At 46.0% G+C, this 16,964-nt stretch carries 13 protein-coding genes; 5 read left to right on the forward strand and 8 right to left on the reverse strand.

Annotation, left to right across the window (positions count from 1 at the left end; all coding sequences use genetic code 11):
* Positions 1-35: 35 nt before the first annotated feature.
* The 3 genes from cpdA to nudF form a co-directional block, all read right to left on the reverse strand.
* Entirely contained in the window at positions 36-842 is an 807-nt protein-coding gene (gene cpdA / locus R7Q39_RS06145) for a 3',5'-cyclic-AMP phosphodiesterase (RefSeq protein WP_005387419.1), read from the reverse strand.
* Between the two features lie 61 nt (positions 843-903).
* Positions 904-1,347 (reverse strand): DUF1249 family protein, encoded by a 444-nt coding sequence (locus R7Q39_RS06150; protein WP_017633603.1) that lies wholly within the window; start codon positions 1,345-1,347, stop codon positions 904-906.
* A complete protein-coding gene (nudF, locus tag R7Q39_RS06155; protein WP_237306515.1) occupies positions 1,347-1,997 on the reverse strand; it encodes an ADP-ribose diphosphatase in 651 nt (216 codons plus the stop codon). Before nudF ends, R7Q39_RS06150 begins: the two co-directional genes overlap by 1 nt.
* 229 nt (positions 1,998-2,226) lie before the next feature.
* Here nudF and tolC point away from each other — a divergent pair, with 229 nt between their 5' ends.
* Positions 2,227-3,555, forward strand: coding sequence for an outer membrane channel protein TolC (gene tolC / locus R7Q39_RS06160; RefSeq protein WP_005379884.1), 1,329 nt, complete (start codon positions 2,227-2,229; stop codon positions 3,553-3,555).
* Between the two features lie 178 nt (positions 3,556-3,733).
* Here the strand turns inward: tolC and hldE are convergent, their stop codons facing one another.
* The 3 genes from hldE to R7Q39_RS06175 form a co-directional block, all read right to left on the reverse strand.
* Complete coding sequence (gene hldE, locus R7Q39_RS06165; protein WP_064353616.1) at positions 3,734-5,164, reverse strand: bifunctional D-glycero-beta-D-manno-heptose-7-phosphate kinase/D-glycero-beta-D-manno-heptose 1-phosphate adenylyltransferase HldE; 1,431 nt, start codon at positions 5,162-5,164, stop codon at positions 3,734-3,736.
* A gap of 67 nt (positions 5,165-5,231) precedes the next feature.
* Positions 5,232-8,075 carry a bifunctional [glutamate--ammonia ligase]-adenylyl-L-tyrosine phosphorylase/[glutamate--ammonia-ligase] adenylyltransferase gene (gene glnE, locus R7Q39_RS06170; protein WP_213885742.1) on the reverse strand — a complete coding sequence of 948 codons (2,844 nt, stop codon included), beginning with the start codon at positions 8,073-8,075 and terminating at the stop codon, positions 5,232-5,234.
* 113 nt (positions 8,076-8,188) lie between these two features.
* A complete protein-coding gene (locus R7Q39_RS06175; protein ID WP_318075923.1) occupies positions 8,189-9,445 on the reverse strand; it encodes a methyl-accepting chemotaxis protein in 1,257 nt (418 codons plus the stop codon).
* 105 nt (positions 9,446-9,550) lie between these two features.
* Here R7Q39_RS06175 and R7Q39_RS06180 point away from each other — a divergent pair, with 105 nt between their 5' ends.
* Positions 9,551-10,324 carry a potassium channel family protein gene (locus R7Q39_RS06180; protein WP_025768395.1) on the forward strand — a complete coding sequence of 258 codons (774 nt, stop codon included), beginning with the start codon at positions 9,551-9,553 and terminating at the stop codon, positions 10,322-10,324.
* Between the two features lie 41 nt (positions 10,325-10,365).
* On the opposite strand, the gene R7Q39_RS06185 is transcribed toward R7Q39_RS06180, so the two are convergent.
* Positions 10,366-11,898: an inorganic triphosphatase gene (locus tag R7Q39_RS06185; protein WP_158159554.1), complete on the reverse strand. Its 1,533-nt coding sequence runs from the start codon at positions 11,896-11,898 to the stop codon at positions 10,366-10,368.
* 212 nt (positions 11,899-12,110) lie between these two features.
* On the opposite strand from R7Q39_RS06185, the gene R7Q39_RS06190 reads away from it, so the two are divergent.
* The 3 genes from R7Q39_RS06190 to R7Q39_RS06200 all read left to right on the forward strand — a co-directional run bounded on the left by R7Q39_RS06190 (position 12,111) and on the right by R7Q39_RS06200 (position 14,972).
* On the forward strand, positions 12,111-12,791 hold the full coding sequence (locus tag R7Q39_RS06190; protein ID WP_005379896.1) for a TIGR00153 family protein: 681 nt from the start codon (positions 12,111-12,113) through the stop codon (positions 12,789-12,791).
* A 131-nt stretch (positions 12,792-12,922) separates the two neighbouring features.
* Positions 12,923-14,182, forward strand: a complete 1,260-nt coding sequence (locus tag R7Q39_RS06195; RefSeq protein ID WP_005379898.1) for an inorganic phosphate transporter — start codon at positions 12,923-12,925, stop codon at positions 14,180-14,182.
* Between the two features lie 178 nt (positions 14,183-14,360).
* A complete protein-coding gene (locus R7Q39_RS06200; protein ID WP_005379900.1) occupies positions 14,361-14,972 on the forward strand; it encodes a TIGR04211 family SH3 domain-containing protein in 612 nt (203 codons plus the stop codon).
* Positions 14,973-15,060: 88 nt separating this feature from the next.
* On the opposite strand, the gene ggt is transcribed toward R7Q39_RS06200, so the two are convergent.
* Positions 15,061-16,791, reverse strand: coding sequence for a gamma-glutamyltransferase (gene ggt / locus R7Q39_RS06205; protein WP_025768393.1), 1,731 nt, complete (start codon positions 16,789-16,791; stop codon positions 15,061-15,063).
* Between the last annotated feature and the right edge of the window lie 173 nt (positions 16,792-16,964).

The following is a 16,964-nucleotide window of genomic DNA, read 5'->3' on the forward strand; positions in this document are numbered from 1 at the left end:
CAAAAAAGCGAGCCCGAACAGAGAGCTCGGGCGCGTTAGTAGCCGTTAGAAGAGAAGTCTGGTTGGAACTGGCCATCAGGAAGCCGACCTACTTGGGTCGTAATATCGCCACAAGCGTGTAGTTGCAGCTCCCGCCAACCAGGCGAAGTGGTATCAAGGGCAAAATCATCCGAGTTAGGCTTAAACTGAACACAAGTTGAGGGTGTTGCCATCACTCGAATGCCCTTGTGAAGCACATTCATATCTTGATGAACATGGCCACAGAGAATGCCTTTCACGTTATCAAAACGCTCGACAACCTGCCAAAACGCTTCGGCATCTTTTAAAGTATGTTGATCAAGCCACGCGCTTCCCACCAGTAACGGGTGATGATGCAACAAAACAAGTGTGTGTCTTTCTGGGTGTTCGGCTAGCTTTTCTTCGAGTAGCGTTAATTGCTGATCACTCAAGCGCCCATGAGGAACGCCAACCACTTGCGAGTCTAAAAGAATTAACTGCCAATGCTCGCCAAGCAATACATGCTCTGCGGCTTTGATTTGTGGCGAAGGCAAAACACTGCCCATATTAGGCTTGTAATCATGATTACCAGGTAGCCAAAAACAGTCTTTCTCTAGCGGTTCAATGCCGTTGGCAAAGCGCTGATAAGATTCTGCACTATGGTCTTGGGAAATATCGCCCGTCGCCAAAATGTAATCAAACGCCACGTTGCGGCGTAAAACATCAGCAACAACAGCATTAAAGCTATCGACTGTTTTTACGCTTAGCAAACTTCCCTCATCGGCAGCAAACAGATGAGTATCCGTAATTTGTAAAAGTTTGATGCTGTCACTAGATGATTGCAAAATGAAAACCTGATTCGTCCACTATATCGTTATTTGTTATTTTCCTTTAGTGACGTGACGATCAATTGAAGGCAAGTGGTGTTCTACTGATACCACTTCGTAAACAAAACGTCAGCCATTCACCGAGGAATGTGTTTAATTGATGCTTTTCATCTTTCTGCATCAGTTGGTCATTGGGATAATCATACTTAGCTTTTATGCGAGAGAACTCTCCGCTTGAGCATACTTCGGCTACTCTCGCATCATGATAAAGCCTGACAGACATCGTCGGTAAAGGAAACACTGGCGTTTCATCACTCTGACATATCTCAACAACTGTGGTGTATTTTGTGATTTCATTCACGGTCAATTGGTAAACCATGTTCGCCGCTTGGTAGCAACGTACATCCCCAACTTCAGCAGAAGCAGGCAATAAGGCGTTCAATTTAGCGTAGTTGGTCTCATACGTTCTCATAAGACCAGCTAAATCAACATGATATTGTTGTTTTTCAGCCAATTGTGCCATTACTCACTCTCCACCGTTTGGGATTGTCCCCATTCTGACTTTAACTCTTGATGGTGTAATTGCAGCCATTGCAACGCAATAATCGACGCACCATTTTCAAATTTCCCGTCCTTCACCCATTGATACGCCGTTTCACGACTCATGACATGAACTCGGATATCTTCATTCTCATAGTCTAAACCATGAATGCCGTGCGCTTTAGACGCATCCACTTCACCAACAAAGACGTCTAGCTTTTCCGAGCAACCACCAGCCGAAGGATAATAGGACGTAACAGGTACAACGCGCCCCACCTGAATCCCCGCTTCTTCGACAGCCTCTCGACGAATTACGGCTTCAGCAGATTCATCGCGGTCAATCATACCGGCGACAATTTCTAGCTGCCAAGGGTGTTCATGTTCCAACGCGCCAATACGAATCTGTTCAATGATTACGACCTGGTCCGTCTTTGGATCATAAGGAAGCATCGCTGCTGCGTGACCACGCTCGAACATTTCTCGTTCGACAACTCCACTCCAACCACCAGCAAATAGCCTATGCTGAAAGCGGTATTTCACCATTTTGAAAAAACCTTCAAATAAGGTTTCTTTCGAGATGACTTTTACATCTCGCGAAGTAAAATCTTGTTGTTGTTTGTCACACTGTTGCATTCAACACCTCTCTGAGTGAATCCTGTAGTTTACTCATTGTTATTCGCTTGCTCAAAGGACTTGGCTCAACTTTTTGTATAATAGTTACAAATTAATTTAAGTCTTTGCTAAAAATTTATTGCACAAGTGGATAATTACGTGTAAAAAAGTGCAAACTTCAGAGTAAATATCGTGCAAATTGAGTTAAACTACTGAGAATTAACCAATCTATGGACCGCGGGAATAGAAAATGAAAAAATTGCTTCCACTATTTATCAGTGCAGCGCTAGGTAGCATGAGTACGTCTGCGTTCGCAGACTCTTTGGCTGAAATCTACGACTTGGCAAAACAAAATGATCCACAATTGCTCAGTGTAGCAGCACAACGTGACCAAGCTTTCGAAGCAATCACCTCAAGCCGTAGTGCTCTATTACCACAGATCAACCTTACTGCGGGTTACAATTTAACTCGTGGTGATACTGAATACGATTCAAATCTAATTAGTGACGTATCAAACGATGGCAACGCGCTAACCGCTGGTGTTAGCTTTTCACAAGCACTTTACAACCGCGCATCTTGGATCTCTCTAGATACTGCTGAGAAAAGTGCTCGCCAAGCAGACGCAACTTACGCAGCGACGCAACAGGCACTGATTCTTCGCGTGTCACAAGCGTATTTTGAAGTTCTACGCGCACAAGATAATCTTGTTTTCGTACGTGCAGAAAAAGCCGCGGTTGGCCGTCAACTTGAGCAAACTAAACAGCGCTTTGAAGTAGGTTTGTCTGCAATCACTGACGTGCATGACGCACAAGCTCAGTACGACCAAGTGCTAGCGGACGAAGTGTTGGCAGAAAACGCGCTAACTAATAGCTACGAGTCACTGCGTGAAATTACAGGCCAAGAGCACAAAGATCTCAACATTTTGGACACTGGCCGCTTCACTGCTAGCCCATCGACCGTACCAGCTGAATCGCTCATTGATGAAGCAAAAACCAAAAACCTGACCTTGCTATCATCACGTATTCTTCAAGACATTGCGCGTGACAATATTTCACTAGCAAGCTCTGGCCACCTACCAACGCTCTCTCTAGACGGTGGTTACAACTACGGTGATACTTCTCATAGCTCTCGTGACAACACGACAGACAACTTCAATATTGGTGTGAACCTTGCTGTACCGCTATACACAGGTGGTAACGTAACCTCTCAAACCAAACAAGCTGAATACGCGTACGTGGCAGCAAGCGAAGATCTTGAAGCACAGTACCGTAGCGTAGTCAAAGATGTTCGCGCACAAAACAACAACATTAACGCCTCTATCGGCGCATTACGTGCGTATGAGCAAGCGGTTATTTCTGCACGCTCTGCACTAGAAGCAACAGAAGCTGGCTTTGATGTAGGTACTCGTACTATCGTTGATGTACTGGACGCGACTCGTCGTCTATACGATGCGAACAAAAACCTATCGAACGCTCGTTACGACTACATTTTAAGTGTTCTTCAGCTACGCCAAGCAGTTGGTACGCTAAGCGAACAAGACATCTTGGACGTTGATGCAGGTTTGAAAGCGGCAAAATAACCGCTAACTGAATCCTTCAGGTCTTAATAAATAAAAAACGCCAGTTGAGTTATCAGCTGGCGTTTTTTATTACTTGTAGTTCAGAGCCTAAAAGTGTCTCTGAGCATCAAGTATCAAAAAGGCCGCACTTAGCGACCTTTATGAGCAAATAGCATTTCAATGCTAACAAACAGCAGGCTTAGCCCTTACCGCCTTTGATTGCATTAATGATTTCACTGGTCGAGCAGCCATCTTCAAAGTTCAATACACGAACTTCACCACCCGCCGCAATGACTTCTTTACCACCAGCAATCTCTTCTGGTTTGTAGTCACCGCCTTTTACTAGCAAGCTTGGTAGAACTTCTGAGATCAAACGCTGCGGCGTATCTTCACTAAATGGTACAACCCAATCCACAGCGCCCAAACCTGCCAACACCGCCATGCGGCGATCGGTTGGGTTTACCGGACGACCAGGGCCTTTAAGGCGTTTTACTGACTCATCGGTATTTACCGCAACGATTAAGCGATCGCCCAGTTCAGCAGCATGGTTTAAGTAAGACACATGCCCAGCGTGTAGAATATCAAAGCAGCCATTTGTCATAACGACTTTCTCGCCACGAGCTCGTGCTTTTTTCACCGCTTCGATCAGTGCTTTTTCTGAAATCACACCGTAATCCGTGTCTTGGCTGCCATGTACCGCTTCTGCTAATTCAATCTCAGAAAGCGTTGACGTGCCTAGTTTACCAACCACAACACCTGCCGCTGCGTTTGCTAATGCACACGCTTCTTCAAATGATTTGCCTGCGGCAACAGACGCTGCCAATACAGAGATAACCGTGTCGCCCGCACCTGTCACGTCGTACACTTCTTTCGCTTGAGTTGGAAGGTGGAACGGTTCCTGGCCACGACGAATCAAGGTCATTCCGTTTTCGCTGCGTGTCACCAAAAGCGCTTCAAATTCAAACTCTTCAACTAAAGCCAGTGCTTTCTCTACTAGCTCTTGGTCAGATTTCACTTTACCTACAACGTCTTCGAACTCTTTCATGTTTGGCGTAAGAAGTGTTGCGCCACGGTAGCGTTCAAAATCCGCACCTTTCGGGTCAATGAAAACCGGAATATTTGCTGCGCGCGCTTTTTGAATGTATGCCTGAACATGCTCTAACGAGCCTTTTGCGTAGTCAGACATAATCACGGCTTTAACGTTTGGCAGTGCGGCATCCATACGTGATAGCACAGGTGCAGAATCTGTGTTTTCAAACTTGTCTTCGAAGTCGAGACGAATAAGCTGTTGTCCACGGCTCATTACGCGAAGCTTCGTAATCGTTGGGTAATCAGGCAGTGCAACGAAATCGCACTTCACATTGAGTGAGCTCAGCGTCTCCGTCAGCACTTTTGCAGGCTCATCTTTCCCAGTTAGACCAACAATGTGAGCATGGCCACCTAGTGATGCGATGTTCATCGCAACGTTCGCAGCACCACCAGGACGCTCTTCATTGTTTTCTACTTTTACAACAGGAACCGGCGCTTCAGGAGAAATGCGTCCGGTTGGGCCATACCAGTAACGATCTAGCATGACATCACCGATGATGAGCACACCAGCGCTGTTGTAATCAGGTAGAATTGGTTTCATTGTTGGTCTCCAAAAATTAAATCGAAGTGAGTTTATCACAGCCCTTATCGAGGCTAAATATATGGTCTTAACTGAACCACTGATTCCAAGCCTGTTTTACCCACTCCCTTTCGGCAACAAACTTATCTTCCACCACATCAGCGTCTAAATTGAGTAGATTTCGGCGGTGTATTTCGTTGCGCATTGTCGTGTAAGCACGTATTAACTGCATTGCTTGGTCTTCGTCCATGACATTTTGCGCAATGAGCGTTTCAAAGATGCGCACATTATCACACCAACGCGTCAATTTCGGCTTATCGTGACTATAGTTGAGCACTAGGTACTGAGCGAGAAATTCGATATCGGTAATCCCACCGACATCTTGCTTGAGCATAAAGCGGCCTGGCTTTTTCCCCCCAAGATGACCGCGCATTTTTTCTCTCATTTCGACAACGTCTTTTTTCAGTTCAGCTTGATCGCGTGCTTTGCACAACACATCATGCCGCGTATTGTGAAATGCGATCGCCAGTGGTTCATCACCATAAATCATGCGCGCGCGGACAAGTGCTTGATGCTCCCATGTCCACGCGTCTTGATGTTGATAGTCGTCGAACGCGTCCGTTGGGCTAACCAACAAACCCGATGCACCGGACGGACGCAATCGGGTATCGACCTCGTATAAAATACCGGAAGCGGTGCGAGTGGAGAAAATATGAATGATACGCTGTGCTAAACGAAGGTAGAACTGACGACCATCAATCTCTTTTTTGCCGTCAGTGTAGACATTGACTGGACAGTCATGCATGAAGACAATATCCAAGTCGGAGTTATAGCCGAGCTCCCACCCTCCGACTTTACCATAACCAATTACAGCAAAGCCTTTGCCTTCACGATCTTTCACATGCGTTGGCTCGCCATACTTTTCAGATACTTGCAACCAAGCCTGACTGATCACCGCATCCACGATAGCTTCCGCTAAATAAGTTAAATGGTCACTCACTTTCATCACTGGCAATGCGCCAGCAATATCTGCCGCTGCAATACGCAAAATACAAATTTGCTTAAACTGACGCAACGCTTCCATTTGCTGTTCCATATCATCTTCAGGAATACGCGCCAAATAATCACGCAGCTCTGTACGGTAACTGTCTAATGGAATGGGATTGTACAGCTGCGCAGGGTCGATTAACTCATCAAGCAAGATAGGATAACGAGACAGCTGCTCTGAAATCATTGGACTTGCGGTACACAAACGTACGAGCTGCACCAGAGCCGCTGGATGCTCATCCAATAATTCCAAGTAAGTCGTGCGAGTGCAGATGTTGTGTAGCAAGTGAAGTACACGAGATAAACCAAACTGTGCATCAGGATGGGCAAAGACCGCATCAAACACTTTCGGCATCAAACGATTGAGCACTTCGCGTCCACGTGGGCCTAACGTTTTTTTGGCCAGATCGGTTTTAAAGTTGATGATGGTTTTCGCGCATGAAGCAAAGTCTTCAATCTGAATATCCTGCTGCAAGATATGCTCAAGAACGTCTTGTTTGTCGGCCATATCCCATAGCTCATGAAAATGACGAGCAACAGTAGTCCCCTCGTCTTCTTCATCATCACCAATTAGTGATTCAAAAACTTGGTGAACATTTGCCATATGCTGCTGGGTTTGCTCAATTAATTGCTCCCAACAGCTCATTTTCATCGCAGTGGCGAGCTTTAAGCGTTCGGTTTCGCAATCAGGCAGCGTCTGGGTTTGCTTATCCGCCATTGCTTGCAACAAGTTTTCTAATTGACGCAAGTACTTGTATGCAGCTTCTAGATCGCTGACTTCTTTTGGAGTAAGCAATGCCAGTTCTTCAATGCCTTGCAGCGTTTCCAACAGCCCTCGATTACGCAAAGAAGGCTCTCGACCACCTCGAATCAATTGAAAAACTTGAGCGATAAATTCAATTTCTCGGATGCCACCCGCACCTAGCTTAATGTTGTTATTCAACCCTCGGCGGCGAACCTCGCTACTGATCATCGACTTCATTCGTCGCAAAGATTGAATCGCACTGAAATCAATATAACGACGAAAAACAAAAGGGCGCAGCATTTGGCGTAGCTCTTGATACTGCGGGTACATCTCACATCCCATCACCCGAGCTTTGATCATCGCGTAACGTTCCCAATCTCGCCCCTGTTCTTGGTAATAATCTTCAAGTGCGGCATAGCTCATTACCAAGGGGCCACTTTCTCCAAATGGGCGAAGTCGCATGTCGACGCGGTAGCAAAAACCATCGAAGGTTTGTTGGTCGAGCGCTTTGATGATGCGTTGACCAAGACGAGTAAAGAACTGGGCATTGGCAATGCTGCGGCGTGCGCCTTGGGTTTCGCCATTCTCTGGATACGTGAAAATTAGATCAATATCGGAAGAAAAGTTTAACTCGCCACCACCTAGTTTCCCCATGCCGATAATTAACATCGGCTGCACTTCACCGTCCTCACTTGTTGGCGTGCCCCACTCCTGACAACACACTTGATATTGCCATTGATAGGTTTCAAAAATCATCGCTTCTGCCAACTCAGATAAGTGGCTTAAAGACGTCTCTAGAGACCATGCATGCGTGAAATCCTTCCACGCAATGTACACCATTTCTCGGTTGCGAAACTGACGCAACACGCGATGACCAGACATCTCATCAGGACATTGTTCCAACAGTTCAGCGAGACGTGAGCGGTAAGACTCCTGACGACTTGGCTGCGCTAACATACTTGGCAACTCACGGGCTAGGACTTCATCGCGATGAATGGCTTCGGTTATAAATTGGCTTAAGCCCGCCACATAACGAAATTGCTGCGCAACCTCATCGGGCCAAAGGGGAAAATAACCTGCGTCTTGGGCGTTTTGTACGGCAGATTCAGCGATAGAAATCAGTGGCGAAGGCAGCTGCATTTTTCTTCCTTGTTTGAAAAGCACGGTAACTCATTCTTTATACCAGACTGGAAGCAAATAAAAACGCCCACAAAAGGTTTGTGGGCGTTTTATCAAAAGTTCGGGATCGAATATTAAACTTGGAAAGATTTGATCTTCTTGTCTAGCTCACCTGCATTATTTTGCATCATTTCAGAGGTTTCTAGCAGCTCGGTAACAACAACAACTGAGGCTTCCACCAACTCACGTACATTGGTGAGGTTTTGGCTCATCTCTTCTGCAACACTGCTTTGCTGACCAGACGCCGTCGCGATCTGGAAGTTCATGTCATTGATTTGCGTCACTTGCCCAACAATACCATCGAGCTCAGATCCAGCATTAGAAACCAGCTCGTTTCCATCTGCCGCTTCTACAACGCTTTTTTCCATGAGTTCTACCGCAGATTCAGCACTGGTTTGCAGCTGTGCGATCATCTCTTGAATTTCTACCGTCGCTTGTTGTGTGCGTTGGGCAAGGTTACGAACTTCATCTGCAACCACAGCAAAACCCCGCCCAGCCTCGCCAGCTCGCGCCGCTTCAATCGCCGCATTCAGTGCAAGCAGGTTGGTTTGTTCAGAAATGCCTTGAATCGTCCCTACAACGCTACCAATGGCTTCAACACGTTCTTCAACTTGGTTAACCGCTTGTGCCGATGAAGCGATATCCGACGAAAGTTCACTCATTTTCGCCATTGTACTTTGCAAGAACTGCTGACCAGAAATTGCTTGTGCGGAAGCTTGCTCTGTTAGAGAAGATGCCGTCTGGGCATGTTCCGCAACCGTTTGGACCGTCGACGACATTTCACTCATCGCCGTAGCAAGTTGATCAATTTCGTTAAACTCTTCTTGCGCCGATTCCTTCGTTTCCGACATGCTCAGCGTCATGACTTCGGTGAGCGTTGATAATTCATCAGACGCATTAATTTGCATTTGAATAACATCGTGCAATTGTCGACGTGTCTTTTCTAATTCACGTGCCACGTCTCCGTATTCATCTTTACAATCCATACCAAATGGAACAGAGAGGTTCTTGCTCGCCATCAGTTTGATCGCGTCGCTCAGATACTGTGTTTGACGCAACATCACTCTAGCCGCCGCTAATAAGAGCACGACAAAAACCACAATCAATAAGGCGGTTTGCCAAGCAACTTGCGTTAAATATGCTTCATAATGCTGTTGGGCAACTTGCGCGTTTTGTGTCGCCGCTAAAAGTGAGTCGTAAAAAGTGTTTGCGTCCCACAGTTGTTTTGCCACGATCAGGACAGTACTGAAGACCATCAACATGACCATTTTAGGCACCAGTCGAATGTCGGATATGACCATTTCCCATGGCTTAAATGCCAGCTTTTCCATTGTCAGTTCTCCACCGAGTCTTATATAGTCTTTATCTATAATCTTTATATTACTTATAGTAATGTTCGCGCTTTGCGTGGTTACGCGATTTATTTTGAGCTTCGTATGAAAAACAATGATATCAAAGACAGCACACGACCGATGGGCCTGTTGTCACTAATATTGTCTTTTATGGCACTATTTGTGATCTCTGGCTTGTTGTTTTTCCCGATCGATCACGAAACCCGTCAAGTTCTTATCGGTCTGGATTTCATAATCTGTAGTATTTTTCTACTACAGCTCACCATTGATTTGATCCGGTCCACAGATCGCTGGTTATTCCTTAAACGTCATTGGATAGATTTCGTGGCGAGCATCCCATTGATAGAGCCCCTGCGCTTTGCTCGTATTTTTCATATTATGCGAGTGGTATTAGTACTGCGTTCGTCAAAGTTCATTTTGCATCAGCTCAAAGAAAACCGCCGCGAAACTACGGTCGCCTCTATACTGCTATTGATGGTTATCCTCATAACGCTCGGTTCTAGTGCAATGCTGTTTATCGAAGCGAAAAACCCAGAAGCGAATATTCGCACTGGCGCCGATGCTTTGTGGTGGGTATTTGTAACGATCTCAACGGTTGGTTACGGCGATCATTATCCTGTGACCTCCATAGGAAAGTTTTTGGCTGTCATCATCATTGTTTGCGGGGTGGGTATCTTTGGTATGATCTCGGGTCTTATCACCTCTATCCTTACTGCCCCAACGAAACAACAGACACACAGTTCAATCAATAAAGAACGTATGCTCGAGCAGCTCCTAACCCAACAAGCGCAAATACTAGAACGACTCGATTTCATGGAAAAAGAGCTACAACAACGTAAAACAGAGACAAAAAAATAGGACCATGCGGTCCTATTTTTTTGTCGTTACCACCAGAACGATCATTCACGCCAATAAGGCTGTACTTCCATACTGATCGCTCGGGTTTGATCCATTGCATGCAAAATTGAGCGCTCTTGACGGTGCAACCAGCGTTCTAACTGCTCTTTTTCTGCATCTTCCAGCATATCAACCAACGGGAGCAAGTGGTTCAGCATTAGCAGATCATCGATACCATGCACCAGATCCGCCCATGGTAAACGGAAGCTGTTACGCTCATCCGAGTTATACAAACTCGCGAAACCAATACCAGTATAGAGGTTACGCAATAAGCGATAACGCTGATCAACGTACTCTTGCGCCGTCAAATCGCGCTCTGCTGGGAAAGCTTCCATTAGCTCAGCCCAAGTGCGATCGAGCTGAGTAACTGAAAACGGCATGATGTTACTTGCCATTTTTTCACGTGCTTTTTCATCAAGAAATGGCTGCCAACCGCGCGCCAAGATCCAGCGGCTTAGATCCAGCAGTAACCCTGTGTAACGCGCGGAATTGAGCAACCCTAGCACTTCTTCACGGCTTGGCAACTCTTGTAACTGCTGAGTCAACTCAGATACTAAGAACTTACGCGCATCCAACTTGCGCAGCACATTGCCTTTGTCATCTAAAAGCTCTTCAAGGTGTGCATGCTCATCCAACCAACTCAGTTCTTCTTCCAACCATTTAAGCTCTTGGCGCAGAATCGCGCTCGCGCGACGAGGGACAATTCCGCCAAAAATAGTCAATGTTTGACGAATGAAACGAATGGCATTATTGATTTCACGCAGTGCTTCCACGCTGTCACGCTCAGCATAAATTTGCTCGTGATAATGCCAATGAGACAAAGCGTGCTCTAAAGAGTTGATCAAGCAAAATTCAACGGTATCCGTCGGACTACTGTCCACAAGTGCCAATGATTTTACTTCATCACCCGCATAACCGCTTGCAAGTCGATAACCTTTCGCTGCTTTGCTCAAGTTACCCAAGCGCATACCGCCTTGCTCGCAAAAGCTGCGTGCCAGTGTGAATAAAGCTTCGGTTTGGCCAGACTTAAGTTCCAGTTCAACTTCGCAAATTGGCTCTTGCTTCTCTTCTTCGTCTTCACCTTTGGCTACAACTAAGCCTTGGTCAAAAGCAACTTCAATCTGACTGCCATCGGGCATGCCAATCAGCCATTGTTCACGTGTGAAGTTGGTCGAGAATAATGGCATAAGCTCGGATTGCAGCGTTTCTGCATCTTTACCTGGAGGCCAAATATCTAGAGGATGAAGCGACAGATTAGGCTCGTCGCTAGTGTGCTCAGCATTGTATTCTGGTCTTTGATGTAAGCCTGCAACGACGCGTCCTGCTGTCTTTACGGTTTGGACGAATACATCATCAAAACGGCGAATTCTTAAACCAATGTCGTGCTTTCGAAGCCATTTATCGGCAGTATCAAAATAGGTGTTACCCAAGTCACGACAACTATGCTGAAGTACTTTTGTCTCAGAAATTTTTTCTTTTAAAGTTTCTGAAAATTCAGGAGAAACAAAAAACTTCAGTTCTATTTCGGTTTCCATAGCTATACCTTTCAAAGCAGATAGAAACAGGATATTGCGTAATTTCTCACACGGCAAGAGAGAAATATCGCCGGAATGATGATCTAAAACAGTTTTAATGAGCGATTTAATGCGTTACCATGCGCGCCTTTATAGCCATCGTTCAACATTTCGCCAAGCACTCAGAAATGGTGTATGTTTTTTTAAGGTTATAGTTATTAGGTTGAATGACCATGCCAGTAAATACAATTATGGGGTTATTTGCAAAGTCCCCAATTAAGCCTTTGCAACGCCACGTTGTGTGTGTCAACGAATGTTGTTCACACTTGGTGAAATTCTTTGAAGTATCTTCAAAGGGTGATTGGGAAAAAGCAGCAGAAATCCGTGCACAAATTTCTCACCTAGAGAAAGAAGCGGATGTGCTGAAACGTGAAATCCGTCTAAAACTGCCTCGCGGTTTGTTCATGCCAGTCGACCGTACTGACATGCTTGAGCTTTTGACTCAACAGGACAAACTTGCAAACCTGGCAAAAGACATTGCTGGCCGTGTATATGGTCGTCAACTTGTCATCCCTGAGGCTCTCCAACCAAACTTCCTCGCTTACGTTCAACGTTGTCTTGATGCTGCCGATCAGGCGCAAAAGGTAATCAATGAACTTGATGAATTGCTAGAAACCGGCTTCAAAGGCCGTGAAGTGACGCTCGTCGCTGAAATGATTCATCAATTAGACGTTATCGAAGATGATACCGATGCCATGCAGATTGAACTTCGCCAACAGTTGATGGTGATTGAAGCTGACATGAACCCTATCGATGTCATGTTCCTATACAAGATTCTTGAATGGGTAGGTGGTATTGCCGACCAAGCGCAGCGCGTAGGTGCTCGTTTGGAAGTCATGCTATCTCGATCTTAAAACATAAAGTTAACGACATAACGAAGAGCATAATTAACACGTGTCATAGGGACGATGACTATTTTCATCGTCTTATGGTTTGGCGCGCGTAAAATTTTGTTCCGCTTGTTATAAAACAACTAGGTATTACGATGGATATCCTTGCGAACTACGGCACTGTCCTGATTATTGTTGCAGCGATTTTTGGTTTCATGATGGCGATTGGTATTGGCGCGAACGACGTTGCTAATGCGATGGGTACATCTGTAGGTTCAAAAGCGCTAACTGTAAAACAAGCTATCATCATTGCGATGATCTTCGAATTTGCAGGTGCTTACCTTGCAGGCGGTGAAGTAACCGACACTATCCGTAAAGGTGTAATCGAAACTTCTTTATTTGCTAGTCAACCAGATGTTCTTGTCTACGGCATGATGTCTGCGCTTTTAGCAGCAGGTACATGGCTGCTTCTTGCTTCTTACATGGGCTGGCCAGTATCAACGACTCACTCAATCATCGGTGCAATCATTGGTTTTGCATGCGTATCAGTAGGTACTGAAGCGGTTGACTGGGGCAGCGTTCAAGGCATTGTTGGTAGCTGGATTATTACGCCAGTGATTTCAGGTTTCTTTGCTTACGTTATCTTTGTCAGCGCACAGCGCCTGATTTTTGATACTGAGAACCCTCTGTTTAACGCGAAACGTTTTGTACCTGTTTACATGTTCATCACAACAATGGTGATTGCACTTGTAACCATCAAAAAAGGTCTAAAACACGTTGGTCTTCACCTGACCAATGGTGAAGCCTGGATGTGGGCAGCAGCAGTTTCAGCACTTGTGATGATTGGCGGCTACGTATACATCCAGAAAAAATTCGCTAATCGCGAAGAAGACCGCAGCTTTTCTGGCGTGGAAGGTATCTTCAGCGTTCTGATGGTTATCACCGCTTGTGCGATGGCATTTGCACACGGTTCAAACGACGTTGCAAACGCCATTGGTCCACTGTCTGCTGTCGTATCGACTGTTGAACACATGGGCGAAATCAGCACGAAAAGCACCATCGCTTGGTGGATTCTACCTCTTGGTGGTATTGGTATCGTGGTCGGTCTTGCAACACTAGGTCACAAAGTAATGGCAACCGTTGGTACAGGCATCACTGAGCTAACGCCTAGCCGCGGTTTTGCAGCACAGCTAGCAACAGCATGTACGGTAGTTCTAGCGTCTGGTACAGGCCTGCCAATTTCAACCACTCAAACATTGGTTGGTGCGGTTCTCGGTGTTGGCTTTGCTCGTGGTATCGCAGCACTGAACCTAGGCGTAGTTCGTAACATCGTGGCATCATGGATCGTTACACTACCAGCGGGTGCGTTATTGGCCGTAGTATTCTTCTACGGACTTCAAGCGATGTTCGCTTAAGACACTCGTCAATAGAATGTAAGCGCTTTGTCATTATTGACTCAAACGCACAGAAAGGGAGGCTTTGCCTCCCTTCTTTGTTGCACCGAGGTTTGAAACTGCATACTATTCGTCTATTTCCGGCTCCAATCATTCGGTGCCAACGCTGTCTCCAAGAAAAATCGTTAAGGGATTTACTGTGAAAAAACTAATCATCACGGTTTTGTTTACTTTGCTAGCAGCGCCAGCGGCCCTAGCAGCAGACCGTTATATTTCTGATGACCTCTTCACTTTTATGCACTCAGGTCCAAATAACACCTACCGTATTATTGGTAGTGTTAACGCCGGTTCTAAAGTACAACTGATTAAAACCAACCGAGATACTGGCTATACGCAAGTTCGTGATGACCGTGGTCGCACTGGTTGGGTACAAAGCAAGTTTGTGACAAACCAAGAGAGCATGGCAATTCGCCTTCCTCGCATTGAGAAAGAGCTAGCCGAAGTAAAAGAGCAGCTTGCTAATGCTCGTCAAACTTCTGATGCAGAGAAAGCCGGTCTTGTTACCTCTCTCGAAACACGTAACCAACAAATTTCAGATCTAGAAAATAAATACTCTGAGATCAGCGATCAGCTTACTTCTGTTGAAACAGAAAACCGCGAGCTACGCGCAAAACTGGATACTCAAAAAGATGACATGCTGCTTAAGTACTTCACTTATGGCGGCGGTGTCGCAGGTTTAGGTTTACTATTTGGTTTGATTCTTCCGCATGTCATGCCTCGTAGAAAGCGCTCTCCTGCGGGTTGGGCATAAACCCTCACGCTTTTATCTTTAAAAAGAACGCAAAAGCCAGTCGATATCGACTGGCTTTTTAGTTTGCTTCGTTTGACAGAAGTAAGTACTACTCCCCCATTGAACTAGAGGCTCGACGACGATCCGTTGCGCCATAAAGCTTGCCATCTTTTAGCTCAATTGCATTCAAACCGCTTACCACTGGAATAACGTGCACTGGGTAGCCAAGCTCCATAAACTCAGGCACCAGCATTTCTGCGAACGTTTTCTTTTCCACCAGCAAACCAGTCGGGTCATAAGACTTGGTGCGGTCTATCTTAGTGCCATACTGGATGTTTGGTAAGTCAATAGCCTCTTGCGCTGATAAATTCCAATCCAGCACCCCAACCACGGTTTTGAGTACATACCCCGGGATTTGTGAACTACCTGGTGACCCAACCACCAAACGCAAGTTATCATCACTGTCCATCACCATTAATGGCGTAATAGCCGAACGTGGACGCTTGCCCGCTTCAATTGAGTTTTGCGTAGGCTTGCCGTTAACCGTTGGCTGAGGTGAGAAGTTAGCCATCTGCGCATTCAAGATAACGCCATCGACCATCACACCCGAGCCCATACCCGTGCCAACGGTGCTGGTCATCGCAATTGCATTTCCATCTCTATCGACGATAGAAATATGCCCTGTATCTTTGCTCTCGAAGCCTTGATATTGCGCATACTGAGTTTGCGTTATCTGTCCTGCTTTTGGATCCTCTTTTAAAGTGCCATTATCAGGGATTAAATCACGTCTCTGATCTAGATAGGCTTTAGACAACAACTGTTCAACTGGCGTTTCCACATAATCCGGATCTCCGGCATACGCAATACGATCGGCTTTTGCAATTCGCATCGCTTCAGTCATGAGACGCCAAGGTTCCACATCCGTTTTCGCCATATGGGCAATGTCATAGGGTGCGAGCAGTTCAAGACTCTGAGCGACCATCACACCGCCCGAAGCTGGGTAACCAAAAGAGACGATTTTATTCCCACGGTAGTCGCTCTCAATGATGTCACGCTGCTTCACTTGGTAATGTTTAAAATCTTCTAAAGACAACTTCTCGTGTTGGTCATCAATACGACTATTAACCGTCTCTACGATGTGCTGACCAAGCTCACCACCATAAAGGTAACGATCGCCTTGTTGCGCGATCTTCCTCAGCGTCTCAGCCATCTTAGGGTTCTTCATCAAGGTTCCCGTCGGCTTAATATCGTCCCCTTGCCAATACAAGGCTTTCACTTCCGGATCTTGCTCAAGTCGGCTTTGCTCTCTTACTACGATGTCGTAGGTGTAGCTGTTCATCGCGTACCCATTGCTCGCCAATGTAATCGCCGGCTTAATCAGCTCTGCCCATGGCAACTTGCCATATTGTTCATGAGTGGTGTAAAGCAACCGCAATGTGCCCGGAACCGCAACAGAACGAGGGCCTAATATTTCGTTGCGACTGAGTACTTCCCCATTCTCAACAAACATTTCAGGGTTCGCGCTAGAGGGCGCTTCATCTCGACCATCAAGGGCCAGAAATTTTTTCTCGTCATGTTGATAAAACAGCGCGAAAGTCCCGCCGCCAATTCCGGTCATATCTGGCTCAACGACAGACATCACCATCTGCATCGCAACCATAGCATCAACAGCGTTACCGCCTTCTTTCAATATTGAGTAACCGGTACTACTCACGTAAGGATTCGTCGCACTGACCATGAAATCTTGCCCGCGACTATCTGGTGTAACTGGGAATGGGTCTGGCTTTGCTGCATAGCTTGTCGATGCAACAATGCTTAAAGAAAAAATCAGAATACGCATGTGTCTCTGTTTAGACTCCTATTATGTGATGGGGTCTAACGTGGACCAAGTCATTACTCCGAAGTTCGTGAATATGGTGTCTTTTTACACAACGCTGACTGGAATCGCGCTATCAATAGATGAATGATATTGGTGCCACTTAAACGACTGAGAAAAGCTATATTTTGCTTGTT

It is taken from the genome of Vibrio sp. 947, assembly GCF_033339115.1.
In the GTDB taxonomy this organism is placed as follows: Bacteria; Pseudomonadota; Gammaproteobacteria; order Enterobacterales; family Vibrionaceae; genus Vibrio; species Vibrio alginolyticus.